Origin of the sequence: Klebsiella sp. CN_Kp091 (genome assembly GCF_040065095.1) — a bacterium.
In the GTDB taxonomy this organism is placed as follows: Bacteria; Pseudomonadota; Gammaproteobacteria; order Enterobacterales; family Enterobacteriaceae; genus Klebsiella; species Klebsiella aerogenes.
On sequence record NZ_JBEAIO010000014.1, the window covers coordinates 1 to 16154 of the forward strand.

Genomic DNA, 16154 nt, shown 5'->3' on the forward strand with positions numbered 1-16154 from the left:
TGAAACGCCGTAGCGCCGATGGTAGTGTGGGGTCTCCCCATGTGAGAGTAGGGAATTGCCAGGCATCAAATAAAACAAAAGGCTCAGTCGAAAGACTGGGCCTTTTGTTTTATCTGTTGTTTGTCGATGAGCGCTCTCCGGAGTAGGGACAAATCCGCCGGGAGCGGATTTGAACGTTGCGCAGCAACGGCCCGGAGGGTGGCGGGCAGGACGCCCGCCATAAACTGCCAGGCATCAAACAAGAAGAACCCCGTACCGGAAGGTGCAGGTTTTTTTGCTGTGTGGCGTCTATCTCCCCGGTGGCGCTGCGCTTACCGGGGCTACAAAAATCGTAGCCCGGGAAAGGCGCCTCGCGCCGCCCCCGGGGAAAGCCGTTGTCATACCAACGTAAACGAAAGGCTCAGTCGGAAGACCTTTTGCCTTTTGCGGCCAGACGCGCCGCCAGGTCCCCGGTGGCGCTACGCTTACCGGGGCTACAAAAATCGTAGCCCGGGAAAGGCGCATCGCGCCGCCCCCGGGGAAAGCGACCATATCAATATAAATAAAAGGCCCAGTCGTGTGACTGGGCCTTTTGCCTTTCTGGGGAATAAGCCGACAGGGATACCTCCCGGCTGAGCATTATGGCGAGGAATCGCTAACGAGTAAGCGCCACAATACCTAACGTGAGACCGGCAACCGCTGCGGCACCACCGGCGATCGCGCCAGCTGTTTCCCAGTTATCCTGTGTTGTGCCTTTTACACAGGTGTTGGTATGCACCAGTCGGCCCTGCGAGTCATAGACAGGCACGCACGGGGAATCATGGGCACAGCCAGCAAGCAACGTTGCTAACAATGTCACTAATATTAATTTTTTCATGGTATTACCTCTAAATAACCGTTTGCTGTCAACGATGTCAACACATAACGGAATAGCTTATTTTACCATCGCAATGACCCAGGCCCGGAAGGGGAAATAATCTCAAATTATGAGCAGAGTAAATATCGTGAAGAGAAATGAGAAATAATGAAGAAAATATGCAGAGGGGATATTTCAAGGCGTTAGTCGAAGATAAAAAATTAATATTTCTACTAACTTGTTGTTCTGATAGATATAAAAAAAGGCGCCGCGTGGCGCCTTGATAATTATAGTCGATTATTCTGCGTGGCGGGTAAAGCGACGCCTTACGACCACAAAGAACACCGGCACGAAGAAGATGGCCAGCAGCGTTGCGGTAAGCATACCGCCCATCACACCGGTACCGACAGCGTTTTGCGCGCCGCTACCAGCTCCATGGCTAATCACTAATGGCATGACCCCGAGAATAAAGGCTAATGAAGTCATTAATATAGGGCGCAGACGCATACGAGATGCTTCCAGGGTCGCCTCAATAATGCCTTTGCCTTCTTTATCCATAAGATCTTTAGCGAACTCGACAATAAGAATAGCGTTCTTCGCAGATAAACCAATAGTGGTTAACAGGCCGACCTGGAAATAAACGTCATTATTCAATCCTCTAAGCGAAGCTGCTAATAATGCGCCGATAACCCCTAATGGCACAACCAGCATAACTGAGAATGGAATAGACCAGCTTTCATAGAGTGCAGCCAGGCAGAGGAAGACGACTATCAGCGAAATTGCATATAGTGCTGGCGCCTGGTTGCCTGAGAGACGCTCCTGATAGGACATGCCGGTCCAGTCATAGCCAATACCCGTAGGTAGTTTACTGGCCAGTTGCTCCATCAGCGCCATCGCTTCCCCGGTACTCTTGCCCGGAGCCGCTTCGCCGAGGATCTCCATCGAAGGCAGGCCGTTGTAACGCTCAAGGCGCGGAGAACCATATACCCAACGTGAGGTGACGAATGCCGAGAACGGTACCATTTCACCGTTAGAACTGCGGACATACATATTATTGATATCACCCGGCAGCATACGGAAGCTGGCATCGGCTTGAACGTAGACCTTTTTCACGCGGCCGCGGTCGATAAAGTCATTCACATAGTAGCCGCCAAGCGCTGCCGAGATCGTTTCGTTAATGTCAGATAGTGAAACGCCCAGCGCCTGCGCTTTCTCTTGATCGACGTCGAGTTTAAACTGCGGCGTATCCTCAAGGCCATTAGGGCGAACACGTACCAGTTGAGCCGGATGTTGTTTTACCATCCCCAGAAGCTGGTTTCGGGCCTGGGTCAACTGTGTGTGTCCTAAACCGCCCTGGTCAATCAGTTCGAAGTCGAAACCAGTCGCGGTACCTAATTCGATGATGGCCGGCATGTTGAACGGGAAGACCATCGCATCTTTAATCTGCCCAAAGGCGGCAGTGGCGCGTTTGATAATGGCTTCGACACCGTTTTCCGTACCGCTGCGTGCTTCCCACGGTTTCAGGCTAACGAAGGCCATACCGGAGTTTTGGCCCTGTCCGCTGAAGCTAAAGCCGTTAACGGTGAACACGCTTTCAACGTTAGCTTTCTCTTTCTGCAGATAGTAGTCAGTGACGGAATCAAGCACCTTCTGCGTACGCTCCTGGGTGGCGCCTGCGGGCAGTTGGATCATGGTCAGGAACACGCCCTGGTCTTCATCAGGTAAGAATGATGTCGGCAGGCGGACAAACAGTACGGCCATGCCGATAACAATCAGCAGATAGATAACCAGATAGCGCCCGGTGCCGCGCAGGATCCCGCTTACGCTGTTGGTGTAGTGGTTAACGCTTTGGTCAAACCTGGCGTTAAACCAGCCGAAGAACCCCTTTTTGCCATGATGGTCTGCGGATGCTGGCTTTAACATGGTTGCGCACAGCGCCGGGGTCAGTACCAGCGCGACCAGTACAGACAGCGCCATCGCGGAAACGATAGTGATGGAGAACTGACGATAAATCGCCCCGGTCGAGCCGCCAAAGAAGGCCATCGGGACGAATACCGCCGAGAGCACCATGGCGATACCAACCAGCGCCCCCTGGATCTGCTCCATTGATTTCTCGGTGGCTTCAACGGGGGAAAGCTTCTCCTCAACCATCACGCGCTCGACGTTCTCCACCACCACGATGGCATCGTCGACCAGTAGCCCTATCGCCAGCACCATGCCGAACATGGTTAGCGTGTTGATGGAGTAGCCGAACATCGCCAGTACCGCAAAGGTGCCCAACAAAACCACCGGCACGGCAATCGTCGGGATAAGCGTTGCACGGATGTTCTGCAGGAATAGGTACATCACGAGGAAGACGAGGATAATGGCTTCAAACAGCGTTTTAACCACTTCGTGAATGGAGATTTTAACGAACGGCGTGGTGTCGTAGGGATAAACAACTTTCATCCCTTGCGGGAAGAAGGGCTGCAGCTCGGCAAGTTTCGCTTTAATCGCCGTAGCGGTATCTAACGCATTGGCGCCGGTCGCCAGTTTAATCCCCAAGCCAGAGGCGGGTTTGCCGTTAATACGGGCGACAACGTTATAGTTCTCGCCGCCCAGTTCAATACGCGCGACATCCTTCAGGCGAACCACGGAACCATCGGCGTTAACCCGCAGGGTGACTTTACCGAACTCCTCCGGATCTTTCAGGCGAGTCTGGGCAATGATCGAGGCATTGAGCTGTTGACCTTTAACCGACGGCGTACCGCCAAGCTGCCCGGCGGCAATCTGATCGTTTTGCACCTTCAGTTGGTTAATAACATCGACCGGCGTGAGGTTATATTTATTCAGCAAGTTGCCGTCAAGCCAGATACGCATGGCATATTGCGCGCCGAACAATTGCACATCGCCCACGCCGTTAAGGCGGCTAATAGGGTCCTTGATGTTAGAGGCAACGTAGTCGGAAATATCATCCTGGGTAGTGTTTGGGTTATCAGAGATAAAACCGGCAACCAGCAGGAAGCTGCTGCTGGATTTCTCAACGCTAATACCTTGCTGTTGTACTTCCTGCGGCAGTAGCGGCGTCGCCAGCTGCAGTTTGTTCTGTACCTGTACCTGCGCGATATCCGGATCGGTGCCGGATTCGAAAGTGAGCGTGATGGTCACGCTACCGGATGAATCACTGGTAGAGGACATGTACATCAGATTATCGATACCATTCATATTCTGTTCGATAACCTGGGTAACGGTATCCTGCACGGTTTGCGCATCCGCGCCCGGGTAGGTTGCCGAGATGGCTACCGCGGGCGGCGCAATCGTGGGATATTGCGCGATAGGAAGCTGCATGATGGCAAGGCCACCGGCAATCATCATGATGATTGCCAGCACCCACGCAAACACCGGTCGATGAATAAAGAACTTAGACATAGCGATTCATACCTTATTGTGCGGCAGGGGCAGCGGTATCTTCCGTCGTCTTCACGGTGATGCCCGGGCGAACCTTCTGTAATCCACTGACGATGACTTTGTCGCCGTTTTGCAGACCGCCGGTGATTAACCATTTATCGCCGATCGCCTGTGCGGCGGTGACTTCACGGTTTTCTACCTGGTTCTGCGCATTGACGATCATCACCGTGGCATCGCCGCGCGGCGTGCGGGTAACACCCTGCTGCGGTACCAGAATCGCCTGCGGATTGACGCCTTCATCGATACGGGCGCGGACAAACATGCCCGGCAGTAGAGTGTGTTGCGGATTAGGGAATACCGCGCGTAGGGTGATGGACCCGGTGCTTTCATCGACGGTCACGTCAGAAAATTGCAGCGATCCCTTCAGGGAATAGGGTTGGCCATTTTCCATAATCAGCTGCACGCTTTTACTGTCATCACCGCGCTGCAGGCTTTCCTGTTTCAGGCGCATAAAATCGTTGCTGGACTCGGTTACGTCGACATAGATCGGATCGAGCTGCTGCACCGTCGCCATGGCGTCCGCCTGGCCGTTGGTCACCAGCGCGCCTTCGGTCACGGTGGATTTACCAATCCGCCCGTCGATGGGCGAAGTCACTTTGGTGTACGCCAGGTTGATACGGGCGCTTTCGACCGCGGCTTTAGCCGCCACGACGTCGGCATCGGCCTGACGCGCGGTCGCGACGGCCTGATCGTATTCCTGCTGACTGATATACTGAGTTCCAAGCAGAGGGACATAGCGTTTCACCGTCAGATGGGCGATAGCCGCCGCGGCTTCAGCTTTCGCCTCGTCGCCTTTGGCGCTATTCCAGGCCGCCTGATAGGTGGCAGGGTCGATTTGATAGAGCGATTCACCGGCCTTGATATCGCTGCCCTCGACAAAGTTGCGTTTCAGGATAATGCCGCTGACCTGGGGGCGAACTTCAGCGACGCGAAAAGCAGAAGTTCGCCCCGGTAGTTCGGTAGTCACAGAAAGCGGTTCGCTGTGCACCACATGCACGCTAACCTGAGGCGCTTGTGGCTGTGCCTGTTGATCGCCTGAATTATCACAACCGGTAAGCAACAAGGCGGAGATAATTAAGCTGGATAAAAGAGAAACTCTGGCATGACTCGTCATTGCTGTTCCTTATAGATTACGGGCCGGATAGGGCGGCGAATCTGCGAAGAAATAATGAATATTAAAGCGGTTCGTTATCCTACAAATAAACACCGGTGGATGTAAGGAATAGTTATTTTTGAGCAATGAACAAGGCACGCAAAAACAAAAAACAGGCAGTTGGTTTAGTTCGTTTCTCTTTAATATTTCTTCCGTGAATGTGTTTTGTATTTATATTTGCCGTGTGTATTATATTTCCTCGTAATTAAATATTCGCATCTGCATTTTTGCTAAATAATATTTTCTTTGGAATGCTAAATTGACAGATGTATCAGTCAATTCTGTATTCACCGTTAGGTTGCGAGTGGGAAAAGGTTATGGCCAGAAAAACCAAAGAGGACGCATTAAGAACGCGTCAACTCCTGATTGAGTCCGCTATTCAGCAGTTCGCACAGCGCGGCGTCACCAATACCACTCTCACTGATATCGCCGACGCCGCTGGCGTCACGCGTGGGGCGGTGTACTGGCATTTTTCCAGCAAGGCTGAATTGTTTAATGAGATGTGGCAGCAGCAACCGCCGCTCAGAGAGTTACTGCCTCATCAGCAGTGGGAACTGGATAACCAAAATCCGTTAACCGGGTTACGTAAAAAATTTATTACCGGATTGCAATATATCGCTGAGAATCCCCGGCAGCAGGCACTATTACAGATTCTTTATCATAAATGTGAGTTCGCCAGCGATATGTTACCGGAAACGGAAATTCGCAAGCGAATTGGCTTTAATTACGCGATAGTCCGTGACGTACTACAATGCTGTGTCAGAAACAGACTATTACCAGCGGAAACAAATATCGAAATTACGTTGATTATATTACACGGGGCTTTTACAGGAATTATTAAAAACTGGTTAATGGATCCTGAACAATTCAATCTCTATCAGCAGGCTCCCGTGCTGGTAGACAATATTATGTCGGCGTTATCGTTGCAGCAACCTGACCATAGCGGGTGGCCGATGGCTGCCGTGGGGCAGTAATTCAGTATAAAAACTCAGGCCATAAAAAAAGGCGCTTCCCCATGCCGAAGAGCGCCTTTTTAATCCAGCAATTCACTGATTAATATCAGTTCATGCCGTATTTTTTCAGTTTCTTACGCAGAGTACCGCGGTTGATACCCATCATCAGGGCAGCGCGGGTCTGATTACCACGGGTGTATTGCATCACCATGTCCAACAGTGGCTGTTCAACTTCAGCCAATACCAGCTCATACAGATCATTAACATCCTGACCATTCAGTTGAGCAAAATAGTTCTTCAGTGCCTGTTTAACCGAGTCACGCAGGGGCTTTTGAGTTACCTGATCCTGAGAGTTAACGGTAGAAACGGTCAGTACGTCAGAATTTACGCGTTGTTCGAACATAGTTCTGTCAGCTCTTTATTTCTATTACGCAAAATTTTCGAAGTATGCCTCCAACGCCTCCAGCTGTTCGCTGGCATCCTCAATGGCGTTGAATGTGCGCCGAAACTGGTCATTTGGAGCATGCTCCTGGAGATACCAGGAGACGTGTTTACGCGCGATTCGGTACCCTTTTGCCTGACCGTAAAAGTCATGCAGTTCCCGAACGTGCGCGCAAAGCAAGCGCTTAACCTCTGCCAACGGCAGGGGGGGCAGCAACTCCCCAGTGTCCAGATAATGCTGGATTTCCCGAAAGATCCAGGGTCTTCCCTGAGCCGCACGGCCTATCATGAGAGCGTCAGCCCCCGTGTAGTCGAGCACGGCTCTGGCTTTAAGCGGGTCAGTAATGTCGCCATTCGCGATAATCGGAATGGAAACTTTCTGCTTAACTGCCCGAATACTGTCGTATTCAGCTTCTCCGTTAAACAAGCAGGCGCGAGTGCGTCCGTGAATAGTCAGAGCCTGAATGCCACATTCTTCAGCCAGTTGGGCAATCTCTACACAGTTACGGTGTTCCGGTTCCCAACCGGTGCGAATCTTGAGAGTCACCGGAACGTCCACTGCCTTGACGACCGCGGTCAGGATTGACTTCACCTGATCGGGATACTGCAAGAGGGCTGAACCAGCGAGCTTACGATTCACCTTTTTAGCCGGGCACCCCATATTGATATCAATAATCTGGGCGCCGCTTTCCACGTTAATACGGGCGGCCGCGGCCATCTCTTCCGGTACGCTACCGGCGATTTGCACGGTACGAATACCGGGCTCATCAATGTGCACCATCCGTAACCGGGACTTGTCGCTCTCCCATACCTGCGGGTTGGAGGACATCATCTCGGAGACGGTTAAACCTGCTCCCATCTCGTAACACAGCGTCCTGAATGGTCTGTCAGTGATGCCAGCCATAGGTGCTGCGATCAGGCGATTTCTGAGCTGGTGGTGTCCGATGCGCATGAGTTAAGAAATGACCATACTGTGACTGCAAGGCGGCGTATATTACGCATTTTTTGCGCGAGATGAAAGGCCAAACTTTGACCAATCCTCTGTTACAGATCAATGAATCCAGGAGTAACGTAATAGCCGTGAATAAATTATCATATTAATCATTACGTTATTAACAACGGGGTAATTTGTGTCCAATTATAAAATCACAAAACTTCTCGATTTTTCTGAGATGAAGGCGATACGAGACGGGATAAAACGCTGTTTTTGTAGCCAAAAAAGGGCATCGTAATGCGATCCGGCTCTCATTTCCTGGCAATATTCGACGGTTACTGGAAACAAAAATGCGGCCCGTAGGCCGCAGTCTCACTTAATTTTTCCGGCCGGTAATCCGGCACCACTCCTCTTTCTCCATCACCGGGTCAAGGGTGAAGAGCGGAGCGTAGGCTTCGCAGACGCTTTCCGCCTGGCTTGCCAGGATTCCGGAAAGGCCCAGCAGGCCGCCTGTAACCGGCAGCACGCTGATTAACGGGGCCAGCTCACGCAATGGGCCCGCCAGGATGTTTGCGACCACCACATCGGCTTTCATGGCTTCTGGCTGATCCTGCGGCAGATAAAGTTCAAGACGTTCGGAGACGCCGTTGCGCTGGGCATTATCACGACTGGCCTGAATGGCCTGCGGATCGATATCAATACCGATAGCTTTGGCGGCGCCGAGCTTCAGCGCGGCGATGGCCAGGATGCCGGAACCGCAGCCAAAATCGATAACCGTTTTGCCCTGCAGATCGAGGCCGTCGAGCCACTGCAGACACATCGCGGTCGTCGGGTGAGTGCCGGTACCAAATGCCAGTCCAGGATCAAGCATCACGTTGACCGCATTCTCATCAGGAACATCGCGCCAGCTCGGGCAAATCCACAGTCGTTCGCCAAAACGCATCGGGTGGAAGTTATCCATCCACTCACGTTCCCAGTCTTTATCTTCCAGTTGTTCAATTTTATGCGCGAAGCCGGCGCCGAGCAGCGGATGCTGCTCAAGGATAGCAACCGCTTCGTTCATGTCGCTTTCCGCATCGAACAGGCCGATAACGTCGGTATCTCCCCATAAACGGGTTTCACCCGGCAGCGGCTCGAACACCGGCGTGTCGTGGGTGTCCTGGAAGGTAATCGAGACCGCGCCGGCCTCCATCAGCGCGTCGCTCAGTTCTTCCGCGTGAGCGCCGGTCGTATTCAGTTTTAGTTGGATCCAAGGCATGGCAAAACTCTTTATTTATCAGTAGTCATAATAGGGGCTGGTGGTACGGGTTGACCGAAGCGGTTCCCGACGACAAAAGCCAACAAACTTAGCAGCAGCGAGGGCACGATAGGATGGAAGCCCAGGTACTGAATATTAAACGTCGCGAGCACGGCATACAGTACGCCGCCGACTAACATCGCGCTGAGCGCGCCGGCAGCATTTGCCCGCTCCCAGTAAAGGCCCAATACCAGCGGCCATAAGAACACCGCTTCCAGGCCGCCAAAGGCCAGCAGATTAAGCCAGATAATCATTTCCGGCGGCCGCCAGGCGGCCAGCATCATGAGTATGCCCAGCACTAAAGTGGCGATCGTTGAGATCTGCTTCAGCTTCTGCTCATTACGCTTTTTCGTCGGCTGAGCGCTGAGCCATAGATCTTTAATGATCGTAGCCGATGCCTGCAGTAAATGGGCGTTAACGTTAGACATAATCGCGGCCATCGGCGCAGCTAAAAACAGCCCAGCGGCCCACGGCGGCAGCACCTGAACCATTAACGTCGGGATCACCTGATCGGGCACGGTGAGGCCCGGCAGGACGGCGCGGCCAAGAGCGCCGGCGAGATGCATACCGAACATCAGTATCGCTACTACGATAGTGCCAATAACGATCCCGCGGTGTACGGCCTTACTGTCTTTATAAGAGATACAGCGTACGGCGGTATGCGGCAAGCCGATGACGCCGAAACAGACCAGCACCCAAAACGAGGTCATAAAGGTTGGCGTGAGGATATCATCCGCGCCGTGGGGCGATACCAGCTGCGGATCGATTTGCTGGAGCGTGTCTACCGCCTGATGCAGGCCGCCGGCGGCATGGACGACGCCAACCAGCAGGACGATCGTTCCGATCAACATCACCATCCCCTGCATCGTATCGTTGAGTACGCTGGCGCGGAAGCCGCCAAAAGCGGTGTAGAGCGCAATCGTGATGCCAAATATCAGTAGTCCGGTTTCGTACTTGATCCCGGCGGCGGTTTCCAGCAGGCGCGCGCCGCCGATAAACTGCACCGCGATGGCCCCAACAAAGGCCACCAGCAGACTGACGCTGGCAATCCATACCACCGCGCGGCTTTGGTAGCGCGCCTGCAACATATCGTTAAGGGTAATGGCGTTGTAGCGGCGCGCCAGGATCGCGAACTTCTTGCCGAGGATCCCGAGAGAAAGCCAGATAGTCGGTACCTGGATCATCGCCAGCAGTACCCAGCCCAGCCCATATTTGTACGCGGCGCCGGGGCCGCCGATAAACGAGCTGGCGCTAATATAGGTAGCGGTGAGGGTCATGGCTAATACAAAACCGCCCATCGATCGGCTGCCGAGGAAGTACTCGCTAAGGAAGTTCCCGGTACTGCGTTTACGCATCGCGTAAAGAGATAGCCCGAAGACCACAAACAGATAAGCGATCAGCACCACGATAATCTCAAGCTGCATCGTTATCCTCCAGAGAGATATCACGGAAGATAAAGCGCACCATCGCCCAGCACAGCAGGATGAACAGCAGCGGCACCAGCAGGCAGGCCAGTTCGAACCAGTGCGGCAGGCCGGTAAAGCCGATACCGACGCCCGGTAAATAGGCCGCAGCCAGCCAGGCGGCAAGATAGAGAAGGGTCAGCCACAGCGCCCAGCGCGCTTCTTTATGGGCCTGAACAAATCTTTTGTCCATTTTTTGTCCCTTGAGGATGAAGAAAGCGGGGATTGTACCGCATGGAAAAGTCGAGGGGAGAGAAAAAGAAAAAAGGCCGGATTATCCGGCCTTTTGCTGCGAGTACAGGATTATTTTTCCTGCAGTCCGAGTTTTTTCTCCAGATAGTGGATATTGGTGCCACCATGCTGGAAGTTCTCGTCGCTCATAATGCGCATCTGCAGCTCAACGTTGGTTTTGATGCCATCGATGATCAGTTCCTGCAGCGCATTCTTCATGCGGGCAATCGCCACATCACGGCTTTCGCCGTAGCAGATCAGTTTGCCGATCATTGAGTCATAGTACGGCGGTACGGTGTAACCGGCGTAGATATGAGACTCCCAGCGCACGCCAAAACCGCCCGGCGCGTGGAAGCGGGTAATTTTACCCGGGCTCGGCAGGAAGGTGTTCGGGTCTTCGGCGTTGATACGGCATTCTACCGCATGGCCGCGAACCTGCACTTCTTCTTGCTTGATAGACAGCGGCTGACCCGCCGCGATGCGCAGCTGTTCTTTGATCAGGTCAACGCCGGTGATCATTTCGGTAACCGGGTGTTCTACCTGAATACGGGTGTTCATCTCAATGAAGTAGAACTCGCCGTTTTCAAACAGGAACTCAAAGGTACCCGCTCCGCGATAGCCGATATCCACACAGGCTTTCGCGCAACGTTCGCCGATGTAGCGACGCAGTTCCGGGGTAATGCCCGGCGCCGGCGCTTCTTCGACGACTTTCTGGTGACGACGCTGCATGGAGCAGTCGCGTTCCGCCAGATAGATAGCGTTGCCCTGGCCGTCCGCCAGCACCTGAATCTCGATGTGACGAGGATTTTCCAGGTACTTCTCCATATAGACCATGTCGTTGTTGAAAGCCGCTTTCGCTTCCGCTTTGGTCATGGAGATGGATTGCGCCAGTTCAGCGTCGCTGCGCACGACGCGCATGCCGCGACCGCCGCCGCCGCCGGAGGCTTTGATGATAACCGGGTAGCCGATGCGTTTGGCATGCGCGCGGTTAGCGTCCATGTCGTCGCCCAACGGGCCATCAGAACCTGGAACGGTCGGAACGCCAGCTTTCTTCATTGCGGTGATGGCGGACACTTTGTCGCCCATCAGGCGGATAGTGTCGGCTTTCGGGCCGATGAAGATGAAACCGGAGCGCTCAACCTGCTCGGCAAAGTTAGCGTTCTCGGAAAGGAAACCGTAACCCGGGTGAATCGCTACCGCGCCGGTGATTTCCGCTGCGCTGATGATAGCCGGGATGTTCAGATAGCTTTTTACGGACGGAGCCGGGCCGATGCAGACCGTCTCATCCGCTAATAATACGTGTTTTAAATCGCGATCCGCGGTGGAGTGCACAGCAACGGTCTTGATGCCCAGTTCTTTACAGGCACGCAGGATGCGCAGTGCGATCTCGCCACGGTTAGCGATGACAATTTTATCCAGCATGTTCGCCTCGTTACTCGATGACAACCAGCGGCTCGTCGAATTCTACAGGTTGGCCGCTTTCGATCAGAATGGCTTTAACCACGCCGGCTTTGTCGGCTTCGATCTGGTTCATCATTTTCATCGCTTCTACGATGCACAGGGTGTCGCCCACGTTAACTTTCTGACCGACTTCCACAAAGGCTTTCGCGTCCGGGCTCGGGGTGCGGTAGAAAGTACCGACCATCGGGGAACGTACGATGTGACCACTGATTTCCGCTTTCGCTTCAGCGGCAGGTGCTGCTGCCGGCGCTGCGGCGGCTGGCGCCTGAGGCTGGGCGATTGGCGCAGCATAGGCTTGCTGCATTACCGGATAGCTAGCAGCAGGCGCTGCACGGCTGATGCGTACAGACTCTTCGCCTTCAGAAATTTCCAGTTCGGAGATGCCTGATTCTTCAACCAGCTCGATCAGTTTTTTAATCTTACGAATATCCATGAGTGGGTTCCGTACTCTTTGTTTAGTGTGTTTGTGACAGGCGTTTGACCGCCGTCTGTAAAGCGTATGAATAGCCGTCCGCACCTAATCCGCAGATTACGCCCGAGGCGACATCAGACAGATACGAGTGGTGACGGAACGGCTCGCGCGCATGCACGTTGCTCAGGTGAATCTCGATAAACGGGATACTCACGGCAAGCAGCGCGTCGCGGATGGCCACGCTGGTATGCGTAAACGCGGCCGGATTGATCAGGATATAGTCCACAGAGTCTTTAGCCTGATGAATTCGGTCGATGAGCGCGAACTCCGCATTGGATTGCAGGTGGTCGAGCGTCACGTTTAGCGCTTCCGCTTCTGCGGTTAAACGGTTAACAATTTCTGCCAGCGTTAGCGAACCGTACTTCTCGGGTTCACGGCTGCCGAGCATATTAAGGTTTGGTCCGTTCAAAAGCAAAATGCGAAACTTGTCAGCCATTGTGCAGCTATCTCCTGCTAACCTCGGGTAAAAAACAAAATATACCTTCGATACGCGCTTGTCACCTTTTCAGGGTTCGAAAACCCCTTCAGGAAAACCAAAGTCGCACATTATAACGATTTCGTAGCAATTGGCAGCTAAATACTGGTCTTATCAGGGAAGATTATCAACCGCTATCGTAAAAAGAGTCGCGGTTGATAAACGTTCTGCGGGGAACTGCACATATCCGGAGATTAGCGCCACCACTGGCGAAACTTCTTGTAGCGGCTGGCTAAAAGTACTATTGCCAGTCCGGCATAAATCAGCGGCTGCGGCGATAAAATCTTCACCGACCACAGATAATGAATAGGGGCGAGGATCGCCACCAGATAGACGAAGTTGTGCAATGTTTGCCAACGTCGGCCTAATTTTCGTTGCATGTACTGGGTTGACGTCGCCGCCAGCGCCAGTAAAACCAGCCAACTGATTAAACCAAGCGTGAGATACGGACGATTGATTATCTCGGAACCGAGCAGCGCCAGATTGTTAATGCCTAGCTCCAGCAACGTATAACTGGTGAGGTGCAACGTGGCCCAGGCAAAGCACCATAACCCTAATAACCGGCGGGTGCGTATCAATAATGGCTGTTTAGCGTAACGCGCCAGCGGCGTAATAAGCAAGGTGGCAAGCAAAAACTTCAGCGCCATCCGTCCGGTAAAATGCTGGATATCCTTTGCCGGATCGGCGCTGAAATAGCCCTGATGTCCGGCCCAGAACAGCCAGACCAGCGGTAAAAAACCGGCTAAATGCAGCACAACTTTCAGCCAGCCTATCTGTTTAACGCTCAGGCGCACTAGAAATTCTCCCGTAAGTTAAGCCCGCGATACAGCGACGCGACTTCCTCGGCATAGCCATTAAACAGTAACGTCGGCTGGCGTTTTACATCGAGTACGCCACCGGCGCCGATAAACCGCTCGCTGGCCTGCGACCAGCGCGGATGATCGACGTGCGGGTTCACATTGGCATAGAAACCGTATTCATCCGGCGCCGCCAGATTCCAGGTGGTCGGCGGCCGCTCGCGGGTTAATTCGATGCTTACGATAGATTTAATCCCTTTAAATCCATACTTCCACGGCACGGTCAGGCGGATGGGCGCGCCGTTTTGCGGCGGCAGCGCTTTCCCATAGACGCCAACGCTCATCAACGTGAGCGGGTGCATTGCTTCATCAAGGCGCAACCCTTCGACATAGGGATAGGTCAGGCCGCCGCCGATGAAGCGATCTTTTTGTCCCGGCATTTGTTCCGGCGCATACAGCGTTTTGAAAGCGACGTAGCGGGCGTTGCTGGTGGGCTCCACCAGCGCGAGCAGTTTATGCAGCGGGAAGCCGACCCACGGCACGACCATCGACCAGGCCTCTACGCATCGCATACGATAAATACGCTCTTCCAGCGGGAAACGATGGGTCAGGTCGTCGTGATCGAGCGTCAGGGGTTTGGCGACTTCGCCGCCGATGGTAAGCGTCCAGGGGTCAGTGCGCAGGCTGCCTGCGTTAGCGGCCGGATCGGCTTTATCGAGGCCGAATTCATAAAAGTTATTGTAGCCGGCGACTTTATCTTCCGGAGTGAGGGCGAGCTTATTTTGCCATGCTGCGGGTTTATCGAAGGTCAGCGCCTTTCCGGCGGGCGCCGGCGGGCGGTCATGGCCTTTAAACCAATCGAGCAGGTCGGCGTGGGCCTTCGTTGAGAGCGACATCGCCGTCGCGCCGATACCGAGCATTTTCAGCACCTGGCGGCGCTGCAGGTTAAATACCGATTCCGCCGTTACGTCGGCTTCCGTCAGTTTTCTGGTTTTCATGGCGTCCTCCGTCATACTTTTTCCTAAGCATGACGGAGGCGCAGCGCGATCGCGAATATGTCACGAAAAATTGCAGATTAGCCGATTTTGACCAGCGTACGTCCCTGGATCTGGTTGTTCATGATTTTGTCGGCAAAGGCCGGGGCATCCGCCAGACTGATTTCGGTCGCGCTTTGCGCGTAAAAAGACTCAGGCAGATCGCGCACCAGCCGGCGCCATGCTTCTGCGCGGCGCGCAGGCGGAGTCATTACCGAATCGACGCCCTGCAGGCGTACATTGCGCAGGATAAATGGCATCACGGTGGTCGGCAGCGCGAAACCGCCCGCCAGGCCGCAGGCCGCGACGCAGCCGCCGTAGTTCATTTGTGCCAGTACTTTAGCCAGCACTTTATCGCCGACGGTATCGATAGCACCCGCCCAGATTTGTTTTTCCAGCGGACGGCTCTCAGCGAACTCGTCGCGGCCTAAAATACGCTGCGCGCCGAGGCTTTTCAGATAGTCATGGGTGCTTTCGCGCCCGGACACCGCCGCCACCTGATAACCCAGATGATGCAGCAGAGCGACTGCCGTGCTGCCGACGCCGCCGCTGGCGCCTGTTACGACGATCTCGCCATCCTGCGGTCGCACCCCGGCTTCTTCCAGCGCCATCACGCATAGCATGGCGGTAAAGCCTGCGGTACCGATGGCCATCGCTTTGCGTCCGTCGAGACCTTCAGGCATGGCCACCAGCCATTCGCCTTTGACACGGGCGCGCTCGGCCAGGCCGCCCCAATGGTTTTCTCCCACGCCCCAACCGGTGAGTAACACCTGTTGGCCAACGTGAAAACGCGGATCTTCGCTGGCATGGACGGTACCGGCAAAATCGATACCAGGAATCATCGGAAAGTTGCGGATAATTTTTCCTTTGCCGGTAATGGCCAGGGCATCTTTATAATTGAGGCTCGACCAGTGAATATCGACAGTCACATCGCCTGGCGGCAGCAGGTTGGCATCGATGTTTTGCACCGAGGAAAGGGTTTTGCCATCCTGCTGTTCTAAGATTAAAGCCTGCATATGTGGTTCCTCGCGGTTTGAAGATTGGAAAAATTATTCTGCAGACTATACTCGCTAACGGCATTATTACGTGGATGTAACGCAATAAATTGCCAGATACGCCAGCTTTGGTAGTATGCGTCGCTTCAGAAAGTTAGTACTTACT

At 53.8% G+C, this 16154-nt stretch carries 14 protein-coding genes and 1 pseudogene; 1 reads left to right on the forward strand and 14 read right to left on the reverse strand.

Annotated features, from left to right (window positions below):
* Positions 1-634 precede the first annotated feature (634 nt).
* The 3 genes from ABLV17_RS12350 to ABLV17_RS12360 form a co-directional block, all read right to left on the reverse strand.
* A complete protein-coding gene (locus tag ABLV17_RS12350) occupies positions 635-856 on the reverse strand; it encodes a hypothetical protein (protein ID WP_015369447.1) in 222 nt (73 codons plus the stop codon).
* A gap of 276 nt (positions 857-1132) precedes the next feature.
* Positions 1133-4243 (reverse strand): efflux RND transporter permease subunit, encoded by a 3111-nt coding sequence (locus ABLV17_RS12355; protein ID WP_087859146.1) that lies wholly within the window; start codon positions 4241-4243, stop codon positions 1133-1135.
* A 13-nt stretch (positions 4244-4256) separates the two neighbouring features.
* A complete protein-coding gene (locus tag ABLV17_RS12360) occupies positions 4257-5396 on the reverse strand; it encodes an efflux RND transporter periplasmic adaptor subunit (protein WP_113375052.1) in 1140 nt (379 codons plus the stop codon).
* 356 nt (positions 5397-5752) lie between these two features.
* Here ABLV17_RS12360 and envR point away from each other — a divergent pair, with 356 nt between their 5' ends.
* Positions 5753-6409 (forward strand): acrEF/envCD operon transcriptional regulator, encoded by a 657-nt coding sequence (gene envR / locus ABLV17_RS12365; RefSeq protein WP_113375051.1) that lies wholly within the window; start codon positions 5753-5755, stop codon positions 6407-6409.
* An 85-nt stretch (positions 6410-6494) separates the two neighbouring features.
* On the opposite strand, the gene fis is transcribed toward envR, so the two are convergent.
* The 11 genes and pseudogenes from fis to ABLV17_RS12420 form a co-directional block, all read right to left on the reverse strand.
* Positions 6495-6791 (reverse strand): DNA-binding transcriptional regulator Fis, encoded by a 297-nt coding sequence (fis, locus tag ABLV17_RS12370; protein ID WP_000462905.1) that lies wholly within the window; start codon positions 6789-6791, stop codon positions 6495-6497.
* A pseudogene (gene dusB / locus ABLV17_RS12375) lies at positions 6773-7781 on the reverse strand (tRNA dihydrouridine synthase DusB). Before dusB ends, fis begins: the two are co-directional and overlap by 19 nt.
* A gap of 358 nt (positions 7782-8139) precedes the next feature.
* Positions 8140-9021 (reverse strand): 50S ribosomal protein L11 methyltransferase, encoded by an 882-nt coding sequence (gene prmA / locus ABLV17_RS12380; protein ID WP_113375049.1) that lies wholly within the window; start codon positions 9019-9021, stop codon positions 8140-8142.
* Positions 9022-9032: 11 nt separating this feature from the next.
* A complete protein-coding gene (gene panF, locus ABLV17_RS12385; RefSeq protein ID WP_113375048.1) occupies positions 9033-10484 on the reverse strand; it encodes a sodium/pantothenate symporter in 1452 nt (483 codons plus the stop codon).
* The gene (locus ABLV17_RS12390; protein WP_087859166.1) at positions 10474-10716 is read right to left on the reverse strand and encodes a DUF997 family protein; all 243 of its coding nucleotides are present in this window, start codon (positions 10714-10716) and stop codon (positions 10474-10476) included. The genes panF and ABLV17_RS12390 overlap by 11 nt, the downstream gene beginning before the upstream one ends.
* A gap of 110 nt (positions 10717-10826) precedes the next feature.
* Complete coding sequence (gene accC, locus ABLV17_RS12395; protein WP_015369455.1) at positions 10827-12176, reverse strand: acetyl-CoA carboxylase biotin carboxylase subunit; 1350 nt, start codon at positions 12174-12176, stop codon at positions 10827-10829.
* A gap of 10 nt (positions 12177-12186) precedes the next feature.
* The gene (gene accB, locus ABLV17_RS12400; RefSeq protein WP_015369456.1) at positions 12187-12648 is read right to left on the reverse strand and encodes an acetyl-CoA carboxylase biotin carboxyl carrier protein; all 462 of its coding nucleotides are present in this window, start codon (positions 12646-12648) and stop codon (positions 12187-12189) included.
* A gap of 22 nt (positions 12649-12670) precedes the next feature.
* Positions 12671-13123, reverse strand: a complete 453-nt coding sequence (aroQ, locus tag ABLV17_RS12405) for a type II 3-dehydroquinate dehydratase (RefSeq protein WP_015369457.1) — start codon at positions 13121-13123, stop codon at positions 12671-12673.
* Between the two features lie 233 nt (positions 13124-13356).
* On the reverse strand, positions 13357-13956 hold the full coding sequence (gene msrQ / locus ABLV17_RS12410) for a protein-methionine-sulfoxide reductase heme-binding subunit MsrQ (RefSeq protein ID WP_087859167.1): 600 nt from the start codon (positions 13954-13956) through the stop codon (positions 13357-13359).
* A complete protein-coding gene (msrP, locus tag ABLV17_RS12415) occupies positions 13956-14957 on the reverse strand; it encodes a protein-methionine-sulfoxide reductase catalytic subunit MsrP (protein ID WP_113375047.1) in 1002 nt (333 codons plus the stop codon). Before msrP ends, msrQ begins: the two co-directional genes overlap by 1 nt.
* A gap of 77 nt (positions 14958-15034) precedes the next feature.
* On the reverse strand, positions 15035-16009 hold the full coding sequence (locus tag ABLV17_RS12420; protein WP_113375046.1) for an MDR family oxidoreductase: 975 nt from the start codon (positions 16007-16009) through the stop codon (positions 15035-15037).
* Positions 16010-16154 lie beyond the last annotated feature (145 nt).